This window comes from Pseudomonas sp. RA_5y_Pfl1_P24, from assembly GCF_963970945.1.
Taxonomy (GTDB): Bacteria; Pseudomonadota; Gammaproteobacteria; order Pseudomonadales; family Pseudomonadaceae; genus Aquipseudomonas; species Aquipseudomonas tritici.
This window is the reverse complement of sequence record NZ_CAXAOJ010000009.1, coordinates 103,109-127,141: the sequence shown is the minus strand read 5'-3', so window position 1 is coordinate 127,141 and position 24,033 is coordinate 103,109. Positions and strand designations below refer to the sequence as shown.

At 61.7% G+C, this 24,033-nt stretch carries 18 protein-coding genes and 2 pseudogenes; 11 read left to right on the top strand and 9 right to left on the bottom strand.

What is annotated here, in order from left to right:
* Positions 1-38: 38 nt before the first annotated feature.
* From AACY30_RS17075 to AACY30_RS17065, 4 genes and pseudogenes are all read right to left on the bottom strand, one after another.
* On the bottom strand, positions 39-2,447 hold the full coding sequence (locus AACY30_RS17075; protein ID WP_339540784.1) for a glucose/quinate/shikimate family membrane-bound PQQ-dependent dehydrogenase: 2,409 nt from the start codon (positions 2,445-2,447) through the stop codon (positions 39-41).
* 204 nt (positions 2,448-2,651) lie between these two features.
* Positions 2,652-3,188: pseudogene (locus tag AACY30_RS27535) on the bottom strand (methyl-accepting chemotaxis protein); the annotation flags it as partial.
* A 324-nt stretch (positions 3,189-3,512) separates the two neighbouring features.
* Positions 3,513-4,514 (bottom strand): annotated as a pseudogene (locus AACY30_RS27530) (cache domain-containing protein); the annotation flags it as partial.
* Positions 4,515-4,741: 227 nt separating this feature from the next.
* Positions 4,742-5,632 carry a bestrophin family protein gene (locus AACY30_RS17065; RefSeq protein WP_339468771.1) on the bottom strand — a complete coding sequence of 297 codons (891 nt, stop codon included), beginning with the start codon at positions 5,630-5,632 and terminating at the stop codon, positions 4,742-4,744.
* A 123-nt stretch (positions 5,633-5,755) separates the two neighbouring features.
* Here AACY30_RS17065 and AACY30_RS17060 point away from each other — a divergent pair, with 123 nt between their 5' ends.
* The gene (locus tag AACY30_RS17060) at positions 5,756-6,214 is read left to right on the top strand and encodes a metallophosphoesterase family protein (protein WP_339468770.1); all 459 of its coding nucleotides are present in this window, start codon (positions 5,756-5,758) and stop codon (positions 6,212-6,214) included.
* An 8-nt stretch (positions 6,215-6,222) separates the two neighbouring features.
* Here the strand turns inward: AACY30_RS17060 and AACY30_RS17055 are convergent, their stop codons facing one another.
* Positions 6,223-6,534 (bottom strand): ArsR/SmtB family transcription factor, encoded by a 312-nt coding sequence (locus tag AACY30_RS17055; protein WP_339419343.1) that lies wholly within the window; start codon positions 6,532-6,534, stop codon positions 6,223-6,225.
* Between the two features lie 78 nt (positions 6,535-6,612).
* On the opposite strand from AACY30_RS17055, the gene AACY30_RS17050 reads away from it, so the two are divergent.
* Both AACY30_RS17050 and AACY30_RS17045 read left to right on the top strand, forming a co-directional pair.
* Positions 6,613-7,704: an NADH:flavin oxidoreductase/NADH oxidase gene (locus AACY30_RS17050; protein WP_339468768.1), complete on the top strand. Its 1,092-nt coding sequence runs from the start codon at positions 6,613-6,615 to the stop codon at positions 7,702-7,704.
* Positions 7,705-7,892: 188 nt separating this feature from the next.
* Positions 7,893-10,019, top strand: coding sequence for a TonB-dependent siderophore receptor (locus tag AACY30_RS17045; RefSeq protein WP_339497279.1), 2,127 nt, complete (start codon positions 7,893-7,895; stop codon positions 10,017-10,019).
* A 45-nt stretch (positions 10,020-10,064) separates the two neighbouring features.
* On the opposite strand, the gene AACY30_RS17040 is transcribed toward AACY30_RS17045, so the two are convergent.
* Positions 10,065-10,787 carry a FadR/GntR family transcriptional regulator gene (locus tag AACY30_RS17040; protein ID WP_339419340.1) on the bottom strand — a complete coding sequence of 241 codons (723 nt, stop codon included), beginning with the start codon at positions 10,785-10,787 and terminating at the stop codon, positions 10,065-10,067.
* A gap of 48 nt (positions 10,788-10,835) precedes the next feature.
* Positions 10,836-12,572 carry an IlvD/Edd family dehydratase gene (locus AACY30_RS17035; protein WP_339419338.1) on the bottom strand — a complete coding sequence of 579 codons (1,737 nt, stop codon included), beginning with the start codon at positions 12,570-12,572 and terminating at the stop codon, positions 10,836-10,838.
* 192 nt (positions 12,573-12,764) lie between these two features.
* On the opposite strand from AACY30_RS17035, the gene AACY30_RS17030 reads away from it, so the two are divergent.
* The 7 genes from AACY30_RS17030 to araH all read left to right on the top strand — a co-directional run bounded on the left by AACY30_RS17030 (position 12,765) and on the right by araH (position 21,189).
* Complete coding sequence (locus AACY30_RS17030; RefSeq protein WP_339540782.1) at positions 12,765-14,087, top strand: MFS transporter; 1,323 nt, start codon at positions 12,765-12,767, stop codon at positions 14,085-14,087.
* 15 nt (positions 14,088-14,102) lie between these two features.
* Positions 14,103-15,092 (top strand): AraD1 family protein, encoded by a 990-nt coding sequence (gene araD1, locus AACY30_RS17025; RefSeq protein ID WP_339468765.1) that lies wholly within the window; start codon positions 14,103-14,105, stop codon positions 15,090-15,092.
* Positions 15,093-15,103: 11 nt separating this feature from the next.
* Entirely contained in the window at positions 15,104-16,684 is a 1,581-nt protein-coding gene (locus AACY30_RS17020; RefSeq protein ID WP_339540781.1) for an aldehyde dehydrogenase (NADP(+)), read from the top strand.
* Between the two features lie 25 nt (positions 16,685-16,709).
* Positions 16,710-17,573, top strand: a complete 864-nt coding sequence (locus AACY30_RS17015) for an SMP-30/gluconolactonase/LRE family protein (RefSeq protein ID WP_339468763.1) — start codon at positions 16,710-16,712, stop codon at positions 17,571-17,573.
* Between the two features lie 37 nt (positions 17,574-17,610).
* A complete protein-coding gene (locus tag AACY30_RS17010) occupies positions 17,611-18,615 on the top strand; it encodes a substrate-binding domain-containing protein (protein WP_339419328.1) in 1,005 nt (334 codons plus the stop codon).
* A gap of 63 nt (positions 18,616-18,678) precedes the next feature.
* Positions 18,679-20,211, top strand: coding sequence for an L-arabinose ABC transporter ATP-binding protein AraG (gene araG, locus AACY30_RS17005; protein ID WP_339468762.1), 1,533 nt, complete (start codon positions 18,679-18,681; stop codon positions 20,209-20,211).
* Between the two features lie 9 nt (positions 20,212-20,220).
* On the top strand, positions 20,221-21,189 hold the full coding sequence (gene araH, locus AACY30_RS17000; protein ID WP_339419704.1) for an L-arabinose ABC transporter permease AraH: 969 nt from the start codon (positions 20,221-20,223) through the stop codon (positions 21,187-21,189).
* A gap of 55 nt (positions 21,190-21,244) precedes the next feature.
* Here araH and AACY30_RS16995 read toward each other — a convergent pair whose 3' ends face one another.
* The gene (locus tag AACY30_RS16995) at positions 21,245-22,393 is read right to left on the bottom strand and encodes an aldose epimerase family protein (RefSeq protein WP_339468760.1); all 1,149 of its coding nucleotides are present in this window, start codon (positions 22,391-22,393) and stop codon (positions 21,245-21,247) included.
* Positions 22,394-22,529: 136 nt separating this feature from the next.
* Between AACY30_RS16995 and AACY30_RS16990 the strand changes: the two genes are divergently transcribed.
* Positions 22,530-23,297: an SDR family NAD(P)-dependent oxidoreductase gene (locus AACY30_RS16990; RefSeq protein WP_339468759.1), complete on the top strand. Its 768-nt coding sequence runs from the start codon at positions 22,530-22,532 to the stop codon at positions 23,295-23,297.
* A gap of 64 nt (positions 23,298-23,361) precedes the next feature.
* Here the strand turns inward: AACY30_RS16990 and AACY30_RS16985 are convergent, their stop codons facing one another.
* On the bottom strand, positions 23,362-23,958 hold the full coding sequence (locus AACY30_RS16985; RefSeq protein WP_339540780.1) for a glutathione S-transferase family protein: 597 nt from the start codon (positions 23,956-23,958) through the stop codon (positions 23,362-23,364).
* Positions 23,959-24,033 lie beyond the last annotated feature (75 nt).

Here is a 24,033-nt window from a genome sequence, read left to right as displayed (position 1 = left end):
AGACGGCGCGGTGCAAAGAGCACCGCGCTTAAAGGCAGTTATGGCAGGGCGTAAGCGATCACGTAGTCGCCACGGTCGGTGGACTGGCGTGCGCCGCCAGCGGTGACGACCACATATTGCTTGCCGGTTTTCGGCGAAACGTAGGTCATCGGCCCACCCTGGCTGCCTACCGGCAGGCGGGCTTTCCAGATTTCCTCACCGTTGCCGCTGTTGAAGGCGCGCAGGTAGAAGTCCTGGGTGCCGGCGATAAAGATCAGGCCGCCCTGGGTCGACAGGGTGCCGCCAAGGGTCGGCAAGCCGATCTTGATCGGCAGGTGCATGCGGATACCCAGCGGGCCGGTGTCTTCCACGGTGCCGACCGGCACTTGCCAGGCGACTTTCTGGGTCTTCATGTCGATCGCGGTCAGGGTGCCGAAGGGCGGCGCCTGGCACGGAATGCCAGCCACCGACAGGAAGCGGTTTTTGTTCACTGCATACGGCGTGCCCTTGAGCGGCACGGCGCCCATCCCAGTGTTCAGCGCTTCGCCACCGGACGCGGCCAGCGCCTTGTTCTGCGACGGCACCATCTGGATCCACAGGCCCAGGCGCATGTCGTTGACGAAGATAAAGCCGTGTACCGGGTCGGTGGAAATACTGCCCCAGTTCATGCCGCCCAGCGATCCCGGGAAGCTCAGGGATTTGTCCGTGCCCGGCGCGGTGTACAGGCCGTCGTAGCGCATGCCTTTGAAGTCGATGCGGCACAGCAACTGGTCGAACGGCGTGGCACCCCACATGTCTGATTCGGTCAGGGTTTGGTCGCCAATCTGCGGCATGCCGACCGATTTTGGCTGGGTGGGCGAGTAGGGTTCGTTGGGGATGTTGGCGGCCTTGACCGGTACTTCTTTAACCTCGGTCAGTGGCTTGCCGGTGGCGCGGTCGAGCACGTAGATCTGCCCGGCCTTGGTGCCGATCACCACCGCTGGCACAGCCTTGTCGCTGCCCGGCGGGGTGAAGTCGATCAGGCTTGGCTGCATCGGCAGGTCGAAGTCCCACAGGTCATTGTGGACGGTCTGGTAGACCCATTTTTCCGCGCCGGTGGAGGCGTCCAGCGCCAATACCGAAGCGCCGTATTTATGGTTAAGCTCGGTGCGCTCCACACCATAGATGTCGGTGGACGAACTGCCCATCGGCAGGAAAACCGTGTTCATCAGCGGGTCATAGGACATCGGTGCCCAGCTGTTCGGGGTGCTGCGCACATAGGTGCTGCCGTCGGCCGGGGCCTGCTTGTCTTGCGGATTGCCGGGGTCGAAAGCCCAGCGCATCTTGCCGGTGATCACGTCGAAACCACGGATCACGCCGCCTGGCATGTCAGCCTGTACGTTGTCGGCCACGCGGCCACCCACCACCACAGTGGTACCGGCGATCAACGGCGCGGAGGACAGTTGGTAGTAGCTGTCCGGCACGTTACCCAGGCCGGCTTTCAAGTCGACTTGGCCGTGGGTGCCGAAGTCTTCGCAGAATTTGCCGGTGTCGGCATCTACCGCGATCAGGCGGGCGTCGATGGTGTTGGTCAGCAAGCGACGCTGGCACTGCGCGCCGGCAGGAACGCTGGCGGCGATGATCGGCGAACTGTTCGGTTGGGGCGGCTGGGCAATCGGCGCAGTGACGTCGAAATAAGCCATGCCGCGGCAGCGCTGCCACACCGCCGATTTGGCGTTGACCTCGTTCTTCCACAGTTCTTTGCCGGTGTCGGCGTCGAGGGCGATCAGGTTATTGTGCGGCGTGCAGATGAAGACTTTGTTGCCGATCTGCAAGGGCGTCAGTTGGTCTTCGGCACCGTTGCCGTCGCTGATTGCCACGTCGCCGGTGTGGTAGGTCCACGCCACTTTGAGCTGGTTGACGGTGTCACGGTTGATCTGGTCCAGCGCGGCGAAGCGGCTGCCGCCTTCGGTGTTGCCGTAGTGCGCCCAGTCTTTCTGAGCATCGGCGGGGGCTACCGGCGTGATGCCAGGGCCGGTACCGGTCGGGGCCACGCTTGGGTGGGCGACAAACATATTGCCCGCCGCCACGGCCACGCCGATCGCCAATACCGCGGCGACGCCATAGGCACCGCGTGCAGGCTTATTGACGAGCAGCGGGTAGACCAGCGCTACCACCATGCCGATGGCCGCAAACATGAATACACGCGAGAACAGCGGCCAGAACACCAGGCCCACATCCGCCACCGCCCAGATGGCCGTGCCGACCAGGAAAGCCGCAAACAGCCACGCGCCCGCCGGTTTACGCCGGGCGATCATCAAGCCGGCAATCGCCATGGCCAGGCCGCCGATCAGGAAGTACCAGGAACCTCCCAGGCTGACCAGTTTGAGGCCGCCGATGGCCAGCGCGAGGCCGAGCAGGGCGATGATTACGCCCAGGCCCAGCAGTAAAAATCTAGAGGCGCCAGCGGCGCGCGATGCTCGTTTCATGTCGAAAGGACTCGAATGTGAGAGGGCAAAGACGCGATTTTAGCAACATAAGTAACTGGTTAGTACATTAGAGTCCTGCAATAGACTATTGCAGGGGGTGCGATGATGGGTTGAGGCTAAAGTCGCGTTTGGCGGCGGCGCGAGTGTGGTGAGCGGGGCAAGCCCGCTCACCACACTCGCGCGCTGAACGGGTAGCGCGTCAGGTTAGAACTTGAATCGACCCACCAACCCTTTGAGCTGGCCCGAGATATCGGTCAGCCGGCCTGACCCGGTCTGCGCTGAGTGGGCAAACTCTTCGACCAGTTGCGCATCGGCATGGATCTGCGCGATATGCCGGTTGATCTCTTCGGCGACTTGGTGTTGTTCTTCGGCGGCCGTGGCGATCTGGGTATTCTGGTCGCGGATCGAGTCGACCGAGCCCCGGATCTTGTCAAAGCTGTCGCGGGCCTGCTGGATGCGTTCCACGCTGGTGTGAGACACCAGCAGGCTGCCTTGCATCTGCTGCGTCACTTCCTGGGTGCGGCGGGCGAGGTTGCCGAGCAGGCTGTCGATTTCGCCGGTGGAGTCGGCGGTGCGGCGGGCGAGGGCGCGGACTTCATCGGCGACCACCGCAAAACCTCGGCCCTGGTCACCGGCCCGTGCAGCCTCGATTGCCGCGTTGAGCGCCAGCAAGTTGGTCTGTTCGGCAATCGAACGGATGGTGTCGAGGATGGTGTTGATGTTTTTGCTGTCCTGCTCCAGCAATTGCATGGTCTGAGTGGACTTTTGCAGGTCTTCGCTCAACTTGAGCACGCTGCCGGTGGCTTCGCCAATGTGCTGCTGGCCATCGTGCACGTCGCGGTAGCCTTCGTCTGCACTGGTGGCGGCAGCGCTGCAGGAGCGTGCGACTTCGTTGGCAGTGGCTACCATTTCGTTGAATGCGGTGCTCACCAGTTCCACGGCTTCACGTTGACGGCCGGCCGCCTGGTTCATGTTGTTGGCGACTTCGCTGGTGTCGGCGGCGGCGGTCTGCAGGTCGGAAGACGCATTGCCAATGCGCTGCACCAACTGGGCGATCATGCCGAGGAACTGGTTGAACCAACCGGCCAAAGTGGCGGTTTCGTCCTTGCCTTGTACTTTGAGCTGACGGGTCAGGTCGCCTTCACCTTCGGCGATTTCCTGCAGGCCGTCGGCCACGCCGCGAATCGGGCGTACGATCACGCTGGCGAAACTGGCGCCGACAATCGCGAACACCAACGCCAATACCGCTGCGATGGCCCCAATTAACCACGTCAAGCGGGTGGCGCCGGCCATCACTTCATCACGCTTGATCAGGCCGATAAAGCGCCAGCCCAAGTCTTTGGAGCTGACCACGTTGGCCATGTAAGCCACGCCATCGATGTCGATTTGGGTCACGCCGTCGCCGCGCTTGGCCAGTTCGGCATAGTTGGGGCCCAAGTCGGCCAGGGGTTTGAAGTTGTGCTTGGCATCGCTGGGGTCGACCAGCACGTTGCCGTTGCCTTCCACCAGCATCAGGTAGCCGCTGTCACCGAGCTTGATGTTGCGCACCAGTTCGGTGAGTTGCTTGAGCGATACGTCCAGGCCGACCACGCCCAGGATGTTGCCCGTGGCGTCGGCGACGGTGTGCACGGTGCCGATCAGCACCACATCGTCCGGCGCCCAGTAATAGGCGCCGGTACGCACGGTGGCGCCCGGCGCGGCGATGGCCGCCTGGTACCAGGGCCGTACACGCGGGTCGTAGTTATTCAGTTTGGTGTCGTCGGGCCAACTGGCGTAGCCGCCGTCCTTCAAACCCAGGGACAGGTAGGCGGTGCTCGGATGGCTCTTGGCAAACTGGTCGAAAATCTCCAGCAGCTCTTTGTTGGTCGGGGTCAGCGGGAGTTGTGCAGCGTCGGCACCGGCGTAGCTCTTGAGATCCTTGGCCGCGACAACGCGCGGGTCCTTGGCCACAAAATCGACGTTCTGGCTGATACCGTCGAAGAATTGCTTCATGCCATTGTCGATCTGGCGGATCTCGCGGCCGCTGCTGTCGAGGAAATTGGCCAGGGCCCCCTCGCGCAGATTCATTACAACCAACACAGCGACCAAAATGACCGGGACGCACGCGATGGCGGCAAACGCCCAGGTCAGCTTTTGCTTGATATTCATGACTTCACCCGCGGGTATTTATAATTTTGGCAAGGAGAAAACAGTAGCGTCGAGCGTCGCATGTGTTGTTATGACGGGGGGTGTGGCCCATGCGTACCCCCTGTATATCGACTGCGGGGGCAAGCACTTGAGGCCGAAGGGCGTATTTAGCCGATGCGCTCGCCACCCAGCGCATCACGCTGCATCGACTGCAGGTTTTTTTCGATGGTTTCGCAGATGGTGTCCATCTGGATCTGATGTTCGCTGGAATTGAACGGGCTTTGCAGGTCGGTACCGATGCGCTCGATGGCCAGCAGCATGAAGCCCACCACCGTCGAGGCCAGCGGGGTGAACCACCCCAGGGACTCCACCAGGCCCACCGGCACGATCAGGCAGAACAGCGAAATAAACAATCGCGGGAAGTACACGTAAGGGTAGGGCAGCGGCGTGTTGGCGATTCGTTCCATGCCACCTTGGGCGTTGGACAGATCCACCAGGGTCGACTCCAGCCGCGCCAGGCGGATGCTGTCCAGGTGGCCGCCCTTGTATTCCCTTGACAGCAATGCGGCGGAGCCGGTGAGGATGTCGTTGGCAAAGTTGTTGGTGGCGCCGTTGCGCGCAAACTCATCGCCGGGGATAAACGCCCGGACTTCCGCGGGACACGGCTGGCCCTTGAGGTGCGCGGCCAGGCAATTCACATAGGCCACATGGCGGCGCAGCAGGGTGGCCTTGACCGGGTTCACTTCGCCGGCGGGGTCATCGAGCAGGGTCAATACCTGGCGGGCAAAGCTGCGCGAGTTGTTGACCATTGCACCCCACAAGGTGCGGGCTTCCCACCAGCGGTTGTAGGCGCTGCTGTTACGGAAACTGATCAGCACCACCAGCGCCGAACCCAGCAGGGTCAGGGGCATCAGCGGCAGATTGATCTTGTAGGTGAGAAACAACATGAAGTCGACGGTGACGGCGACGTCCCACAGCAACAGCCAGAACAGGGCCCAGCCCACGTAGCCCATGGTCTTGATGATCAGTCGGTACTTTTTGAGAATGGCGGCTTTCAAACGCGGACCTCGCGGCGAGCAGTAAGCAACAGTGCCTAACTCGGACGCCCGTCGGCGGGGAAGGTTCGCCCCGTACCTGAATCGTTTAAGTTACATAGGTATCAACACTGCTCCGGAGCACTTATGAAAATCGGCGTGATTTCCGATACCCACGGATTACTGCGGCCAGAGGCCGTCGCAGCATTGCAGGGCTGTGAACAGATCATCCATGCCGGAGATATCGGCAGCCTGGATATTCTCGATCAATTAGCGCTGATCGCACCGCTTCACGTGGTGCGCGGCAATAACGATCAGGATGCTGCATGGGCGCAGTCGGTGCCCGATCATCTGACGATTGATGTGAACGGCTGGAAGGCGCTGTTGGTGCATGACATCGCCGATGTACCGGGGTTACTCGATTCACACACGCGGCTGGTGATCACCGGCCATTCGCACAAGCCGCTGATCGAGTGGCGCGGCGCAACGTTGTATGTGAACCCCGGCAGCGCAGGGCGGCGGCGCTTCAAGTTGCCGGTGACGTTGGCGTTGCTGGAGGTGCTGGAGACGTCCATCGAGGCGCGCTTGATCGCGCTGCTGGACTGAGTCGCGTTTTACCGCTGCGCAAGAATGGTTTGCAGCAATCCCGGGAACCGCTCATCAAGCAGATCGCCGCGCAACGAATTCAGATGAGTGGTGCCGGCACTGCGAGTCTGCACCAGCCCGGCATCGCGCAACACGCGGAAATGATGGGACATGCTCGACTTGGGACGCCCGCCGTCCAGTTCGCCGCAGGTGGCTTCGGGCACACCGGCCAGGCAGCGCACGATTTCCAGGCGCACCGGGTCACTCAGCGCGTACAGCAGGCGCTCGAGGGTCAGGTCTTCAAGGGGGGGGTGTTTAAAGGCTCGCATGAAACGAATCATAACAGGGGGGTATCATCGAATACCATAGTTCGATTACCATCGAACTATCGAATCATTCACTCGCTCCCGGAGTTCTCAATGCCCGCTTTGTTCGAACCGTTCAAACTCAAAGACGTCACCCTGCGCAATCGCATCGCCATCCCGCCAATGTGCCAATACATGGCCGATGATGGCATCGTCAACGACTGGCACCTCGTGCATCTGGCCAGTATGGCGCGTGGCGGCGCCGGGTTGCTGGTGGTCGAAGCCACCGCTGTAGCGCCTGAGGGGCGTATCACCCCAGGTTGCGCCGGTATCTGGAGTGACGCCCACGCTGAAGCGTTCGTGCCCATGGTCAAGGCCATCAAGGCCGCCGGCTCGGTGCCAGGCATCCAGATCGGCCACGCCGGCCGCAAAGCCAGCGCCAACCGCCCGTGGGAAGGTGACGACCACATGCCTGCTTCCGATGCGCGCAGCTGGGAAACCATCGCACCGTCGGCGATCGCCTTCGGTGCCAACCTGCCGCAAGTGCCACGCGCCATGACCCTGGACGACATCGCTCGGGTCAAGCAGGACTTCGTCGACGCCGCGCGCCGGGCCCGTGACGCCGGCTTCGAGTGGATCGAACTGCACTTCGCCCATGGTTACCTGGGCCAGAGCTTCTTCTCCGAGCATTCCAACCAGCGCACCGACGCCTACGGCGGCAGCTTTGACAACCGCAGCCGCTTCCTCCTGGAAACCCTGGCCGCCGTGCGCGAAGTCTGGCCAGAGAACCTGCCCCTGACCGCGCGTTTTGGCGTGATCGAATACGACGGCCGTGACGAGCAGACCCTTACCGAATCCATCGAACTGGCCCGCAACTTCAAGGCTGGCGGCCTGGACCTGCTGAGCGTCAGCGTCGGTTTTACCATCCCCGACACCCATATCCCGTGGGGCCCGGCCTTCATGGGCCCGATCGCCGAGCGCGTGCGCCGCGAAGCGGGCATCCCGGTGACCTCGGCCTGGGGCTTTGGCACGCCGCAACTGGCAGAAGGCGCGTTGCAGTCTGGGCACCTGGACCTGGTCTCGGTCGGTCGTGCGCACCTGGCTGACCCGCATTGGGCCTACTTTGCGGCCAAGGAACTGGGCGTGGAGAAATCCTCCTGGACGTTGCCGGCGCCTTACGCCCATTGGCTGGAGCGCTATCGCTAAGGTAAGCCAGGCAGTCTATAGGCCACTCAATTGAGTGGCTTTTTTTGTCTCGGCATTGATACAAAAAGGATACCCAAAAAATAACGAATGAGAATAGATATCAAACGAGAATTCTTTGATATACCATGCGCGTCGAATTCTTGGCAGGTTTGCCGTCCTATCTGGCTCATTCACTAGGTGCAACATTCATGCGTCGTACCCTGATTTCCCTCTGTGTGCTTCAAGCTTTTTCGCCTTTTACCTGGGCAGAGGTTGTCTCTGCCGACAAGGCCAGTCTTGAGCTGCAAGCCACCAATGTCACGGGACAGGCGGACTACGAGACGGCTCAGGGGCCGGTCAAGGGCTACCACGCCACACGGTCAGCGAGTGCAACGCGCACCGATACCTCGATTCATGAAACGCCGCAGTCCATCACCGTGGTGTCCAAAGATGTGGTCGAGGACATCGGCGCCACCCGTTTGCAGGAAGCGCTGGACTACGCCGGTGGTGTCGGCCGCGCCAACAACTTCGGCGGGCAGGGCCTGACCACTTTTACCGTGCGCGGCTTTACCACTGGCGAGTTCTATCGCAACGGCTTTCCTGTAAACCGCGGCTACCCGGCCATGCCTGATGCCAACACGATCGAACGCCTTGAAGTGCTGCGTGGCCCGGCCACCATGCTCTACGGCCGTGGCGATCCCGGCGGTACCTTCAACGTGGTGTCCAAGCAGCCCCTGGCCGAGCGCACGGTCACATTGGGCAGCCAGTTGGATGATCAAGGCATGAAGCGCGGCACCCTGGATGCCTCCGGCCCGCTGGATGAGGAGGGCCGCCTGGCTTATCGCCTGAACGTGGTGGGCGAGGGCGGCGACACCTTCCGCGACCACGTCTCCACCGAACGCTACGGTGTGGCCCCGGTGCTGACCTGGCAAGCCACCGACGAAACCAAGGTGATCTTCGAAGGCGACTTCATACGCAACAACCACCCGCTGGATCGCGGCCTGACGCGCTTTGCCAACCAGCGCGGCACGCCGTCGCGCGACACCTTCTGGGGCGAAAAATACGCCGGCAACCTGCACAACGATAACAACATGGCGCAGTTGCGTTTCGAGCATATGCTCAACGACAACTGGACTCTGGGCGGAGGGTTCCAGTGGTTGGACGGCACGATGAAGGGCAATGGCGTGGAGGCAAACAACGCCAGCAGCCTCGGGGCCGACGGCCGCACCCTGCAGCGCAACTTCAACTACCGCAAGCTGGACTGGACCGACAAGGACTACCAGCTCAACCTGACCGGGCACTTCTCCACCGGGGGGCTGGAGCACACCTTGCTCACCGGTATCGAATACGAAGATTACGACTACAAGTCGATCATCCAGCGTTCCAGTGCTGCGTTCCCGATCGATATCTTCAACCCGGTCTATGGCCAGCCGCGTCCGGCGCTGACGCGCACGCCGACCCACGATAAAGAAAACCTCAAGACTTACGCCGCATTCGTCCAGGACCAGGTGGCATTGACCGACCGTTTGAAAGTCCTCGCGGGCGCGCGCTTTGAGCGGTTCGAGCACAAGTACGAATCCTACGTAACCGGCGTGCGCGACTGGAACGCGGCCGATAATGCTGTCACCCCGCGCGTCGGCGTGATGTACGACCTCACCGACACCGTCGCGATCTACGCTGATGCCGCCCGCTCCTTCAAGCCGAACACTGGCGCCAGCCGCCAGGGTGGCGGGTTCGAGCCGGAGAAGGGCAAGTCCTATGAGATGGGCGTGAAATGGGAAGCGCTGGATAAACAGCTGAGCGTCGACGCGGCGATCTACCAGATCGAAAAGAAAAACGTCCAAGGTGTCGACCCGCTCGACTCCGCTTTCAACGTCGCGACCGGTCAGGTGCGCAGCCGCGGCTTCGACCTGAACGTGGCCGGCAACCTGACGCCCGAGTGGCGGATGATCGGCGGCTATGCCTACGTGGATGCCGCCGTCACCAAGGACACGACAGTGCGTACCGGAACGCGTCTGGCCAACATCCCGCGCAACAGCTTCAGCCTGCTCAACGTGTATGAGTTCCAGGACGGCGCACTCAAGGGCCTGGGCCTTGGCGCCGGTGGAAAGTACGTGGCTGATCGTGCCGGGCAGACCAACAACTCCACGTTCACCATGGACGCTTACACAGTGGTCGACCTGCTCGGTTACTACAAGGTCAACGAAAACGTGCGGCTGAACCTGGATGTGAAGAACCTGTTTAACCGTGAGTACGAAGAGGGCTCGTTCCTGAACTTCTATGCCTACCCCGGCGAGCCGCGCACGGTGCAGGTGGGGATCTCCTACACCCTGTAGTAGCGGGACCCTATCCCGGTGGGAGCACGCAAGCCAGCTCCCAGATTAAAGCGGCGTGAGCACATTCATCACCGTATCCAATGCCACTCGCGTGTCATCCAACTGCACCAGCGACGCATGCCGCGCCCCAAGGGCGTCGCGGTTCTGGATCGCGGTAAGGATCGCCTTGTGCCGGGGCAGGCTCAGGCCCTGGATATCCGGGCGCTGGTTGGTGATGTTGATCGACTCGCGCAATGGCAGCGACAGCATGTTGCACATGTAGGCCAGCAGGTCGTTGCGGGTGGCGTCGGCAATGGCGCGGTGGAAGTCCAGGTCGGCCTGCAACAGCTGTTCGTGAGTCTGCGCGGTTTCCATGCCCTGGTAGGCTTTTTCGATGGTGGCGATGTCGTCATCGGTGGCGGTGGTTGCGGCCATGGCGGCAATTTCCGGTTCGAGGATGCGCCGCACACCGGCCAAGGTATTGAAAAACTCACTGTGGGGCGTGGACTGCATCAACCAGGACAACACGTCCGGGTCGAGCAGGTGCCATTTCAAGCGTGGCCGCACCACCGCGCCCACGCGCGGCTTGGAATACACCAGGCCCTTGGCGCTGAGCACCCGGGTCGCTTCGCGCAACACCGAGCGACTGACCTTGTACTCCTCGCAGAGCGTTGCCTCCATGGGCAGCCGTTCTTCGGGCTTGAAGCGACCGGAAACGATGTGCATGCCCAAGTCCTGAACGATCTGGGCATGCTGGCTCTTGCGCGGCTTGGGCGGCTGGTGATCCATAACGACAGGGATGCTCTGACTTAAATTCGCGGCATCATAGCATCCCAATTAGTGGGAATGCCGGGGGACTTCAGCCCCACGGCAACCCACCAGGAAGTCAAAGTCGCAACCCTGGTCGGCCTGCAGCACATGGTCGATGTACAACTGCCGGTAGCCGCCGACGATGAGCTTTTCAGGTGGCGCAAGGTCTGCCATGCGCGCCGCCAGTTCTGCGTCGGGGATGTCCAGGTGCAAACGGCCATTGGCGCAGTCGAGTTCGATCCAGTCGCCTTCCTTCACGGTGGCCAACGGTCCGCCGGCAGCGGCTTCCGGGGCCACGTGCAACACCACCGTGCCGTAGGCCGTGCCGCTCATGCGCGCGTCGGAAATTCGCACCATATCCGTCACACCCTGGGCCAGCAGCTTGGCCGGCAGGCCCATGTTGCCGACTTCGGCCATGCCTGGGTAACCCTTGGGGCCGCAGTTTTTCATGACCAGGATCGAGTTGGCGTCCACGTCCAGTTCCGGGTCGTTGATGCGCGCCTTGTACATGTCGAAGTTCTCGAACACCACCGCACGGCCGCGATGCTGCATCAGCTCGGCGCTGGCCGCCGAAGGCTTGAGCACCGCGCCCAATGGCGCCAGGTTGCCGCGCAGCACGCAGATGCCACCGTCGGCGCGGATCGGATTGTCGAGGGTACGGATCACCTCGTCCTGGCCGTAGATCGGCGAGTCCTTGGTGTTCTCGCCCAAGGTCTTGCCGTTGACGGTCAGGGCGTTCGGGTGCGGGATCAGGTTGGCTTCACCGAGGCGACGCAGCACGGCGGGCAGGCCACCGGCGTAGTAGAACTCTTCCATCAGGAAGCGCCCGGACGGTTGCAGGTCGACGATGGTCGGCATGCCACGACCGATGCGGGTCCAGTCGTCCAGGTCCAATTCAACGCCAATGCGCCCGGCGATGGCTTTCAAGTGAATCACGGCGTTGGTCGAACCACCGATGGCGGCGTTCACGCGGATTGCGTTTTCAAATGCCTCTTTGGTGAGGATCTTCGACAGTTTCAAGTCTTCGCGCACCATCTCCACGGCGCGCATGCCCGACATATGCGCCAATACATAACGCCGCGCATCCACCGCCGGGATTGCCGCGTTGTGGGGCAGCGAAGTACCGAGAGCCTCGGCCATACAGGCCATGGTCGACGCCGTGCCCATGGTGTTGCAGGTGCCTGCCGAACGCGACATGCCGCCCTCGGCCGCGAGGAAATCATCCAGCGTGATGGTGCCGGCCTTGACCTGTTCACTGAGCTGCCACACCACGGTGCCCGAGCCGATGTCCTGGCCCTTGTGCTTGCCGTTGAGCATCGGCCCACCGGTGACCACGATGGCCGGCACGTCACAACTGGCGGCGCCCATCAGCAGGGCCGGAGTGGTCTTGTCGCAGCCGGTCAGCAGCACCACACCGTCAATCGGGTTGCCGCGAATGGCTTCTTCCACGTCCATGCTCGCCAGGTTGCGGGTGAGCATGGCGGTAGGGCGCAGGTTCGATTCACCGTTGGAGAACACCGGGAATTCCACGGGGAAGCCACCGGCCTCAATCACGCCGCGTTTGACGTGGTCGGCGATCTGGCGGAAATGCGCGTTGCACGGCGTCAGCTCCGACCACGTGTTGCAGATGCCGATGATTGGCTTGCCATGGAACTGATGGTCGGCAATGCCCTGGTTCTTCATCCAGCTGCGGTACATGAAGCCGTTTTTGTCGGCAGTACCAAACCACTGGGCGGAGCGTAGGCCGGGCTTTTTATCAGACATGATCGATTCCCTTATTGTATGACTATATGTTCTATCTGAGCCTAAACATAAGCGCAAAATCGATGCTTTGGAAGAGTTGTTTTGCAAATAGTCATACTATATAGTCTGGCTTAACTGAGGTATGACCCTGGCGGATTTTCGCGAGAGGCGTCCCCCGAGCTTCTATAAAAACAACAATCGGAGATCGACCCCATGAGCCAGGAACTGCGGCTTATTCGGCGCATCACGCTGAAACTGATTCCCTTCCTGATCCTGCTGTACCTGATCGCCTACGTGGACCGCTCTGCCGTGGGTTTTGCCAAGCTGCACATGGGCGCCGACGTCGGTATCGGCGATGCGGCCTATGGCCTGGGCGCGGGGTTGTTCTTCATTGGCTACTTCCTTTTCGAGATCCCCAGCAACCTGATGCTCGACCGCTTCGGCGCACGGCGTTGGTTCGCGCGAATCATGATCACCTGGGGCGCCATCACCATCGGCATGGCCTTTGTGCAGGGTCCACACAGCTTCTATGTGATGCGCTTTCTGCTTGGCGCGGCGGAAGCGGGGTTCTTTCCGGGCGTTCTCTACTACATCACCCAATGGTTCCCGGTGCGCCATCGCGGCAAGATCCTCGGGCTGTTTATCCTGTCGCAACCCATCGCAATGATGATCACCGGCCCGGTATCCGGCGGGCTGCTAGGCATGGACGGCATCCTTGGTCTGCACGGCTGGCAGTGGCTGTTTATCGTGATCGGCAGCCCGGCGATCCTGCTCACCTGGCCGGTGCTGCGCTACCTGCCGGACGGCCCCAAGCACGTCAAATGGATGAGCGACGAGGAAAAAGCCTGGCTCGCCGGCGAGTTGAACAAAGACTTGCAAGCCTACGGCCAGACCCGTCACGGCAACCCGCTGCATGCCTTGAAAGACAAGCGGGTGTTGCTGCTGGCGCTGTTCTACCTGCCGGTGACCCTGAGCATTTATGGCCTGGGCCTGTGGTTGCCGACGTTGATTAAACAGTTCGGCGGCAGTGATTTGACCACCGGCTTCATCTCCGCCGTGCCGTATATCTTCGGCATCATCGGCCTGCTGATCATCCCGCGCAGTTCCGACCGTTTGAACGATCGCTACGGCCACCTGGCGGTGCTCTATGTACTCGGTGCCATCGGCCTGTTCTTCAGCGCATGGCTGAGCGTGCCGGTGCTGCAAATGACGGCGCTGTGCCTGGCGGCGTTCGCGATGTTTTCTTGCACGGCGGTGTTCTGGACCTTGCCGGGTCGGTTTTTTGCCGGCGCCAGTGCGGCGGCGGGCATTGCCTTGATCAACTCGGTGGGCAACCTCGGCGGCTATATCGGTCCGTTCGTGATCGGTGCGCTCAAGGAATACACCGGCAACCTCGCCTCGGGCTTGTACTTCCTGTCCGCGGTCATGGTGTTCGGGCTGGTCTTGACCGGCGTGGTCTACCGCGTGCTGGAGCGCAAGCACGCACTGCCCGCCGATCAATTCGCCGCCAGCGCTCGTGGCGCCACACGTACTTAATCTGGGAGAAGTTTCATGCGTTTAGTTCAGTTCGAATTAAGCAATGGCGAGCGTCGGGTCGGCGTTGTAGAGGGCGACAGCCTGCGCGAAGTCCAGACGTCGCGCAGTGTGCGCGAATTGGCCCTGGCCGCCATCGAAGCGGGCGTCGGCCTGGCACAACAGGTGAACAGCCTCGGTCTGGGCGATAGCCACGACTACGCCGCACTGCTGGCCGAGCTGAAGATCCTGCCGCCGCTGGACCACCCGGACCCGGCGCACATGTTGATCAGCGGTACCGGCCTGACCCACCTGGGCAGCGCCTCGGCGCGGGACAAAATGCACCAGACCGGCGATGACACTGCACTGACCGACACCATGCGCATCTTCAAATGGGGCGTGGAGGGCGGCAAGCCAGCAGCGGGTCAGGCGGGCGTGCAACCGGAGTGGTTCTACAAAGGTGACGGCAGCATCGTCGTGCGTCCAGGCGCCGCCTTCCCGGTGCCACCGTTTGCCGAAGATGCCGGCGAAGAACCGGAGATCGGCGGCCTGTATGTGATCGGCCCGGACAGCAAGCCCTACCGTGTGGGTTTCGCGGTGGGCAACGAGTTCTCCGACCACATCATGGAGCGCAAGAATTACCTGTACCTGGCCCATTCCAAACTGCGCAGTTGCAGCTACGGCCCGGAGCTGCGCGTGGGCGAGTTGCCCCAGCACCTGGCGGGTACCAGCCGCCTCCTGCGTAACGGCAAGGAAATCTGGCGGAACGAATTCCTCAGCGGCGAGGCCAATATGTGCCACAGCCTGGAAAACCTCGAGTATCACCACTTCAAATACCGCCAGTTCCTCAAGCCCGGCGATGTGCACGTCCACTTTTTCGGCACCGCCACCTTGTCATTCGCCGACGGTATACGTACTCAACCGGGCGATGTGTTCGAGATCAGCCAAGCCGAGTTCGGCGCGCCATTGATCAACAGCGTCGGCAACAGCGATGCGGCATTCGAACCCGGCCACGTCATCACCCTTTAATGGAGAACCCCATGACCCAGTTCCTCGGCCACAACTACATCGGCGGCCAGCGCAGCGCCAACGGCAGCGTCAAACTGCAAAGCGTCGACGCCGCCACTGGCGAAGCCTTGCCCCAGGATTTCTACCAGGCTACCCCGGAAGAAGTCGACGCCGCCGCCAAGGCTGCCGCGCAGGCTTACCCTGCGTACCGTGTCATGAGTGCGGCGCGTCGCGCGCAGTTCCTGGACGCGGTGGCCGATGAGCTGGACGCGTTGGGCGATGACTTTGTCGAGCTGGTCTGCCGCGAAACCGCGCTGCCGGCTGCGCGTATCAAGGGCGAGCGTGGGCGCACCAGCGGCCAGATGCGCCTGTTCGCGACCGTGCTGCGTCGCGGTGATTTCTACGGCGCGCGTATCGACAAGGCGCTGCCGGATCGCCAGCCGATGCCTCGCCCGGATTTGCGCCAATACCGTATCGGCCTCGGGCCGGTTGCGGTGTTCGGCGCGAGCAACTTTCCCCTGGCCTTTTCCACGGCGGGCGGCGACACCGCAGCCGCACTGGCGGCGGGCTGCCCGGTCGTCTTCAAGGCCCATAGTGGGCATATGGCGACCGCCGAGCGGGTGGCCGATGCGATCATTCGGGCGGCCGAAAGCACCGAGATGCCGGCCGGCGTGTTCAATATGATCTTCGGCGGTGGCGTCGGTGAAGCGCTGGTCAAGCACCCGGCGATCCAGGCCGTAGGCTTCACGGGTTCGCTCAAGGGCGGGCGTGCCTTGTGCGACATGGCCGCGGCACGTGCGCAGCCGATCCCTGTGTTTGCCGAAATGTCGAGCATCAACCCGGTGATCGTGCTGCCCCAGGCCCTCACAGCACGGGCTGAAAGTGTTGCTCGTGACCTGACCGCCTCGGTAGTGCAAGGCTGCGGCCAGTTCTGCACCAACCCAGGCCTGGTGATCGGTATCGCTTCGCCTGCATTCACGGCGTTTACTCAACAAGTTGCGCAACTGATCGGTGATCAACCGGCGCAGACCATGCTCAACGCCGGCACCCTGGGCAGCTACGGCAAAGGCCTGGAAAAGCTTCTGGCGCACCCCGGCATCCAGCACCTCGCGGGCAGCGCTCAGGCCGGTAATCAGGCACACCCGCAATTGTTCAAGGCCGATGTGCGCCTGTTGATCGACGGCGATGAAGTGCTGCAGGAAGAAGTGTTCGGCCCCACCACGGTATTTGTCGAAGTCGCCGACCAGGCCCAACTCAGCGCCGCCTTACATGGCCTGCACGGTCAATTGACGGCGACGATCATTGGCGAGCCGGCCGACCTGCAACAGTTCGCCGAACTCACGCCACTGCTCGAACAGAAAGTCGGGCGCATCCTGCTCAACGGCTACCCGACCGGTGTGGAAGTCTGCGATTCGATGGTGCACGGCGGGCCGTACCCCGCGACGTCCGATGCGCGTGGCACCTCGGTCGGTACCCTGGCCATCGACCGTTTCCTGCGCCCGGTGTGCTTCCAGAATTACCCTGATAGCCTGCTGCCCGACGCGTTGAAAAACGCTAACCCGTTGCGTATCCAGCGGCTCGTGGATGGCACGCCTTCACGCGACGCGCTGTAAAAACAACAATGAAGCAGGAGGTTTCATGTCGCTGAGCGCCGTCACCGCGCACCGTGCGCAATTGGGGGAGGGCCCGTTCTGGGACGTGCCCACCCAGGCCCTGTACTGGGTCAACATTGCCGGCAAACAGGCATTGCGCCTGATGGACGGGCAGTTACAGGTCTGGCAATTGCCCGAGCATGTCTCGGCGTTTATCCCGTGTGAAAGCGGCGATGCTGTGGTGACCTTGAGCAGCGGCGTGTACCGCCTGGACCTGGTCACCGAAGCCTTGACCCTGATGTGTGTGGCCGACCCGCAACCGGGCAATCGTGGCAATGAAGCGCGCTGCGATGCCCAGGGCCGTCTGTGGCTGGGCACTATGCAGAACAACATTGGCGAGCAGGGCGAAGACCTGCCCATCACCCGACGCTCCGGCGGCCTGTTTTGCATTGATGCCGATGCGCAGGTTACGCCGTTGCTGAGTGGCCTGGGCATTCCCAACACCTTGCTGTGGAGCGATGACGGCCGCCACGTGCATTTTGGCGACAGCATGGAGGGCACGCTGTACCGGCATGGGATTCTGCCGAACGGGCAACTCGAACCCGCGCACGTCTGGTTCGGCCCCCATGAACGTGGCGGGCCGGACGGCTCGGCCATGGACGTCGAAGGCTATATCTGGAACGCGCGCTGGGACGGCAGTTGCCTGCTGCGCCTCACGCCTGGTGGTGAGGTGGACCGCATCATCGAGCTGCCCGTGAGCCGCCCCACCAGTTGCGTATTTGGCGGCCCGAACCTCACCACCCTCTATATCACCAGTGCCGCCAGCCCGTTGGATCACCCTTTGGACGGCGCCGTGCTGGCCATTGAGGTTGACGTGCCAGGCAAGCCCTGTCACCGCTTTGCCGGCTAAATCCCGATTTTAAAAACAACAACAAGGAGTCACCTGTATGAATCGTCGTCGAGGTTTGCGTTCCCTGTGCTGCGCCGCTGTGGCGGTTTCGGCCATGAGCCTGAGCGGGCTGCTGCTGGCCGCTGAGGAAGTGAAGATCGGTTTTCTGGTCAAGCAGGCTGAAGAACCGTGGTTCCAGACCGAATGGGCCTTTGCCGAAAAAGCCGGCAAGGAGCATGGCTTCACCGTGATCAAGATCGCCGTGCCCGACGGCGAAAAAACCCTGTCGGCTATCGACAGCCTGGCGGCCAACGGCGCCAAAGGCTTTGTGATTTGCCCGCCGGACGTGTCCCTGGGCCCGGCCATTGTCGCCAAGGCCAAGGCCAACGGCTTGAAAGTGATTGCTGTGGATGACCGCTTCGTCGACGCCAAAGGCGCCTTCATGGAAGACGTGCCGTACCTGGGTATGGCTGCGTTTGAAGTCGGCCAGAAGCAGGGGGCGGCCATGGCCGCCGAAGCTAAAAAACGCGGCTGGGACTGGAAGGACACCTATGCGGTGATCAACACCTTCAACGAGCTCGACACCGGTAAAAAACGCACCGACGGATCGATACAGTCCCTGAAAGAGGCCGGCATTCCTGACGACCATATTCTCACCGCTGCGCTTAAAACCCTCGACGTACCAGGCAGCATGGACGCCACCAACTCGGCGCTGGTCAAGCTGCCCAGCGGCGCGAAAAACCTGATCATCGGTGGCATGAACGACAACACCGTACTCGGCGGCGTACGCGCGACCGAAAGCGCCGGCTTCAAAGCCGCCAATGTGATCGGCATCGGCATCAATGGCACCGACGCTATCGGTGAACTGAAGAAAGCCAACAGCGGCTTCTTCGGTTCGATGCTGCCTAGCCCGCACATCGAGGGCTACAACACCGCGCTGATGATGTACGAGTGGGTCACCAAAGGCACCGAGCCGCCGAAGTACACCGCCATGGACGAAGTGACCCTGATCACCCGCGAAAACTTCAAGCAGGAGCTGGAAAAGATCGGCCTGTGGAAATAAGGCAGTTCGCTTTCCTCGGCAGCCCCGGCAACAGGGCTGCCTGATCGGTGTGATGAGGTGGTTATGCACGCGCAAGTCAATGAACAACAACACACTGCCGGCGCCAGTCTGCGTTTTGACGGCATCGGTAAAACCTTTCCCGCGGTCAAGGCGCTGGATGGCATCAGCTTCACCGCCCACCCTGGGCAGGTGCATGCCTTGATGGGCGAGAACGGCGCGGGCAAGTCGACGCTGCTGAAGATCCTCGGCGGCGCCTACATCCCCAACAGCGGCACGCTGCAAATCGGCGAGCAGACCATGGCGTTCAAGAACGCGGCGGACAGCATCGCCAGCGGCGTGGCGGTGATCCACCAGGAGCTGCATCTGGTGCCGGAAATGACCGTGGCCGAGAACCTGTTCCTCGGGCATTTGCCGTCGCGTTTTGGGGTGGTCAATCGGGCGCTGCTGCGCAAGCAGGCCTTGGCTTGCCTCAAGGGCCTGGCGGATGAAATCGACCCGGATGAAAAGCTCGGCCGCCTGTCCCTGGGCCAACGCCAACTGGTGGAAATCGCCAAGGCGTTGTCCCGTGGTGCGCATGTGATCGCGTTTGATGAACCCACCAGCAGCCTGTCGGCGCGGGAGATCGACCGCTTGATGGCGATCATCACGCGCCTGCGCGATGAGGGCAAAGTGGTGCTCTACGTGTCGCACCGCATGGAAGAAGTGTTCCGCATCTGCAACGCGGTCACGGTGTTCAAGGATGGCCGCTACGTGCGCACCTTCGAGGACATGAGCGCGCTGACCCATGACCAGTTGGTGACCTGCATGGTCGGGCGCGATATCCAGGACATTTACGACTACCGCCCACGTGAGCACGGCGAGGTCGCGCTCAAGGTCGATGGCCTGCTCGGCCCCGGCCTGCGTGAGCCGATCAGTTTCAACGTGCGCAAGGGCGAGATTCTCGGCTTGTTCGGGTTGGTGGGGGCTGGGCGTACCGAGTTGTTCCGCCTGCTCAGCGGCTTGGAGCGTGCGGGCGCCGGTCAACTGGAGCTCTGCGGTCAAGCACTGCAACTGCGCTCACCGCGCGATGCCATCGCCGCGGGCGTGCTGCTGTGCCCGGAAGACCGCAAGAAGGAAGGCATCATTCCGCTGTCCAGCGTCGCCGAGAACATCAATATCAGCGCACGCGGCACTCACTCCCGGTTCGGCTGGCTGTTGCGCGAGGGGTGGGAGAAGGGCAACGCCGACCAGCAAATCAAGGCGATGAAGGTCAAAACGCCCAACGCGGCGCAGAAAATCATGTACCTGTCCGGCGGCAATCAGCAGAAGGCCATTCTTGGCCGCTGGCTGTCGATGCCGATGAAAGTCCTGCTGCTGGACGAGCCTACCCGTGGCATCGATATCGGCGCCAAGGCCGAGATCTACCAGATCATCCATAACCTCGCCGCCCAAGGCATTGCAGTCATTGTGGTGTCCAGCGACCTGATGGAAGTGATGGGCATCTCCGACCGCATCCTGGTGCTGTGCGAAGGCGCACTGCGGGGTGAGCAAACCCGCGAGCACGCGACTGAATCCAACCTGCTGCAACTGGCTTTGCCGCGCAGCCTGGCGAACTGAGAGACGACTATGACAACCCAAGACAACGCGTTGCCCTCGGCGCGCAAACCCCTGGACATGCGCGCACTGCTCGACAACTGGGCGATGCTGCTGGCCGCGGTGGGCATCTTCCTGCTGTGCGCCTTGCTCATCGACAACTTCCTCTCGCCGCTGAACATGCGCGGTCTGGGCCTGGCGATTTCCACGGTGGGCATCGCCGCCTGCACCATGCTGTTTTGCCTGGCGTCGGGGCACTTCGACTTGTCGGTGGGCTCGGTAATTGCCTGCGCCGGGGTGGTGGCGGCGATTGTGATGCGCGACACCGACAGCGTCATGCTCGGTATCGGCGCCGCCTTGCTGATGGGCCTGGTTGTGGGGCTGATCAATGGCATCGTGATTGCCAAGCTGCGGGTCAATGCGCTGATTACCACGCTGGCGACCATGCAGATCGTGCGCGGGCTGGCGTACATCTTCGCCAACGGCAAGGCGGTGGGGGTGTCCGAGGAGCAGTTCTTTATCTTCGGTAACGGCCAACTGCTGGGCGTGCCGGTGCCGATCCTGATTACCATCCTGTGCTTCGTGTTTTTCGGCTGGCTGCTCAATTACACCACCTATGGGCGCAACACCTTGGCCATCGGCGGCAACCCGGAAGCGGCGTTGCTGGCGGGTGTAAACGTTGATCGCACCAAGATCCTGATATTTGCCGTGCACGGTGTGATCGGCGCCCTGGCCGGGGTGATCCTGGCCTCGCGCATGACCTCCGGCCAGCCGATGATCGGCCAGGGTTTTGAGCTGACGGTGATCTCGGCATGTGTGTTGGGCGGGGTGTCGTTGAGTGGTGGGGTTGGCATGATTCGCCATGTGATTGCCGGCGTGTTGATTTTGGCGATCATTGAGAACGCGATGAACCTGAAGAACATCGACACGTTTTATCAGTACGTGATTCGCGGCTCGATCCTGCTGCTGGCGGTGGTCATCGACCGCATGAAACAACGCTGAACCCTTGCCATGTGAAGCTCCAAATGTGGGAGCTGGCAAGCCAGCTCCCACAGTTTTAATCGGCGGAGAACTTGAAGATAGTGTTTTGGGTGTAAGTCTGCCCTGGATTCAAACGGGTAGACGCAAACTTCGGCTGATTAGGCGCATCCGGAAAATGCTGGGTCTCCAACGTGAAACCGCTCCAGTGCAGATACGTCTTCCCCGCTTTGCCCTTCACCGAACCATCGAGGAAGTTGCTGGTATAGAACTGCACACCGGGCTCTGTGGTGTAGAGCTGCAACCGCCGCCCCGACTCAGGATCATGCACTTGGGCAGCCAACTGTTTCACGTCACCCTTGGTATCGAGTGCCCAGTTGAAGTCAAACCCGCCCTGTTTCGGCTCGGCGAACTTGAGCTGCGGGTGATCGTCCTTGATGTGCTGGCCGATCGGCGTCGGTTTCAGGAAGTCCATCGGCGTGCCTTTCACCGGCGCGATTTCGCCGGTTGGAATCAAGGTGGCGTTCACCGGCGTGTAATGGCTGGCATGCAGGGTCGCGACCTGCTTGAGAATGTCACCATTCCCCGCACCGGCGAGGTTGAAGTAGCTGTGGTTGGTAAGGTTGAGCACCGTGGGTTTGTCGGTGGTGGCCTTGTAGTCGATGTGCAGTTCGTTTTTCTCGTTGAGGCTGTAGGTGACCTCGGTCTTCAGGTTGCCGGGAAAGCCCATTTCACCGTCCTTGGACAGGTAGGTGAGGGTCACGCCGACCGAGTCCTTGCCCTTGACCTGTGCGGCCTTCCACACCTGTTTGTCGAAGCCCTGGGCGCCGCCATGCAGTGAGTTGGGACCATCGTTGAGCGGCACCTGGAAGCGCTTGCCGTCGAGCTCAAAGGCACCGCCGGCCAAGCGGTTGCCGAAGCGCCCGATGGTCGCGCCGAAAAACGCCGTGCCGGCTTGGTAGCCTTGCACGTCGTCAAAGCCCAGCACCACGTCGTCGACCTTGCCGTTTTTGTCCGGCACTTTCAGCGACTGCAACACGCCGCCGTAGGTGATCACCGTGGCTTGCATGCCATGGCTGTTGCGCAAGATGTACTGCTCGACGGCGGTGCCGTCGTTGGTTTTACCGAAAGGCTTGTGTTCACTGGAGAGGCCTGCGGCGTGAGCCCCGCCACTGGCGATTAATACGGACATGGCGAGACCTGACAGCAGATAACGAGGGTGCTTCATGGTCGAACTTCCTTTTGTTGTTTTGAGTGGAATAGTTCTACTAATAGCGATATTTTGTCGTTATGACAGCGAATTTATAGCCTTAAAAGCCGTTTTTGCAAAATAAAATAAGACTAATTGAGCGAGGCAAGATGTTATGAGTACTCAACACGCCGTGTATCCCGACCTTGAAGGCAAAACCGTCCTGATCTCCGGAGGTGCCTCAGGGATCGGCGAATTCATGGTGCGGGCCTTCGCCGCCCAGGGCGCCAAGGTGGGCTTTGTCGACCGCGCGCAAAGCCAGGGCGAACGCCTCGCGGCGCTGCTCAGCTCCCGCGGGCACACGGTGGAGTTCGTGAACTGCGACATCACCGACGAGATTGCCTATAAAGCCGCCATCGCTCGTTTCGAACACTCTCTGGGGCCGATCACCGTGCTGGTGAACAACGCCGCCAATGACGTGCGTCACACCCTGGAAGAAGTCGACTCGGAAATGTTCGACAGGCTGATCTCCGTCAACCTCAAACACGCTTTCTTCGCCGCCAAGGCCGTGGTGCCCATGATGAAAAGCGCGGGCGGCGGGGCGATCATCAACCTCGGCTCGGTCGGCTGGATGATGGCTTCCGCCGGCTACCCGGTGTACGCCGCCAGCAAGGCCGCCGCCCACGGCATGACCCGCGCGCTGGCTCGCGAACTGGGGCCGAGTCGCATCCGCGTGAACACGCTGGTGCCGGGTTGGGTGATGACAGAGAAACAACTGGCGATGTGGGTCGACGATGCCGCCAGGGAACTGATCAGCCGCAGCCAGTGTTTGCCGGGCAGTGTGCTGCCGGAACACATCGCCAATATGGCGTTGTTTCTTGCTTCCGATGCGTCGGCGATGTGTTCGGCGCAGAATTTTATTGTGGATGGCGGCTGGGTTTAGGCAGGGCTAGCTAACTTCATAACGACGCAGGCCAAAGGTGGCAGCGGGCTTGAGACGATGGTGTTTATTCGATCGGGTACTGCTTGAAAGCCGGGTGCTGCTCCAGGCGCTCGGCGTGGCGCTTCACGTTGGGAAACGCATCCGCTTTGACCACCGACGCCACGGTTAACTGGCTGAACGACCAGGCCACCGCCGCTGTAATCGAAGCCTGAGTCAGCGCCTCACTCTCAGGCAGTTGTTTTTCCAGCAGCGAATAAGCCGCCAGCAATTGCCCGGTGACACGCTCCAGCCACGGCGCATGCAGTTTCTCGGCCGGGCGCAGGTTGTGCTCATAGACGATCTGCACGCTCTTCTCACAGGCCGCCAGCGCCAGCCCAAGCACATGCAAGTCATGGGCGCGCGCGGCGGGCTGCGGGGGCAGCAGCTTTTTGTCATCCGGGGCGAGGGTTTCCAGGTAGTCCAGGATCAGGCTGGAATCCATCAGCACAGTGCCATCGTCCAGCACCAGGGTCGGGGCCTTGACCACCGGGTTGATCTGCGCGAATTCGTTGAAGGTGCGAAACACCGACAGCGGTTCATGCACGAAATCCACGCCGTACAGCTCCAGGGAAATCGCCACGCGGCGTACGTAAGGCGAGTCCAGCATGCCGATCAGTTTCATGAAACCTCCATTGCTTGCTAGGGGGTGAGCTCAAGAGAGTAAGGGCGCGGGATCAGCCTGCGCAATGGCTTGGCG

What these genes read in the sequence shown, in the direction of transcription:
- AACY30_RS17075 (WP_339540784.1), bottom strand. Translation starts at nt 2,447, where the DNA reads ATGAAACGAGCATCGCGCGCCGCTGGCGCCTCTAGATTTTTACTGCTG.
- AACY30_RS17060 (WP_339468770.1), top strand. Translation starts at nt 5,756, where the DNA reads ATGAAAATCGGCGTGATTTCCGATACCCACGGATTACTGCGGCCAGAG.
- AACY30_RS17055 (WP_339419343.1), bottom strand. Translation starts at nt 6,534, where the DNA reads ATGATTCGTTTCATGCGAGCCTTTAAACACCCCCCCCTTGAAGACCTG.
- AACY30_RS17050 (WP_339468768.1), top strand. Translation starts at nt 6,613, where the DNA reads ATGCCCGCTTTGTTCGAACCGTTCAAACTCAAAGACGTCACCCTGCGC.
- AACY30_RS17045 (WP_339497279.1), top strand. Translation starts at nt 7,893, where the DNA reads ATGCGTCGTACCCTGATTTCCCTCTGTGTGCTTCAAGCTTTTTCGCCT.
- AACY30_RS17040 (WP_339419340.1), bottom strand. Translation starts at nt 10,787, where the DNA reads ATGGATCACCAGCCGCCCAAGCCGCGCAAGAGCCAGCATGCCCAGATC.
- AACY30_RS17035 (WP_339419338.1), bottom strand. Translation starts at nt 12,572, where the DNA reads ATGTCTGATAAAAAGCCCGGCCTACGCTCCGCCCAGTGGTTTGGTACT.
- AACY30_RS17030 (WP_339540782.1), top strand. Translation starts at nt 12,765, where the DNA reads ATGAGCCAGGAACTGCGGCTTATTCGGCGCATCACGCTGAAACTGATT.
- araD1 (WP_339468765.1), top strand. Translation starts at nt 14,103, where the DNA reads ATGCGTTTAGTTCAGTTCGAATTAAGCAATGGCGAGCGTCGGGTCGGC.
- AACY30_RS17020 (WP_339540781.1), top strand. Translation starts at nt 15,104, where the DNA reads ATGACCCAGTTCCTCGGCCACAACTACATCGGCGGCCAGCGCAGCGCC.
- AACY30_RS17015 (WP_339468763.1), top strand. Translation starts at nt 16,710, where the DNA reads ATGTCGCTGAGCGCCGTCACCGCGCACCGTGCGCAATTGGGGGAGGGC.
- AACY30_RS17010 (WP_339419328.1), top strand. Translation starts at nt 17,611, where the DNA reads ATGAATCGTCGTCGAGGTTTGCGTTCCCTGTGCTGCGCCGCTGTGGCG.
- araG (WP_339468762.1), top strand. Translation starts at nt 18,679, where the DNA reads ATGCACGCGCAAGTCAATGAACAACAACACACTGCCGGCGCCAGTCTG.
- araH (WP_339419704.1), top strand. Translation starts at nt 20,221, where the DNA reads ATGACAACCCAAGACAACGCGTTGCCCTCGGCGCGCAAACCCCTGGAC.
- AACY30_RS16995 (WP_339468760.1), bottom strand. Translation starts at nt 22,393, where the DNA reads ATGAAGCACCCTCGTTATCTGCTGTCAGGTCTCGCCATGTCCGTATTA.
- AACY30_RS16990 (WP_339468759.1), top strand. Translation starts at nt 22,530, where the DNA reads ATGAGTACTCAACACGCCGTGTATCCCGACCTTGAAGGCAAAACCGTC.
- AACY30_RS16985 (WP_339540780.1), bottom strand. Translation starts at nt 23,958, where the DNA reads ATGAAACTGATCGGCATGCTGGACTCGCCTTACGTACGCCGCGTGGCG.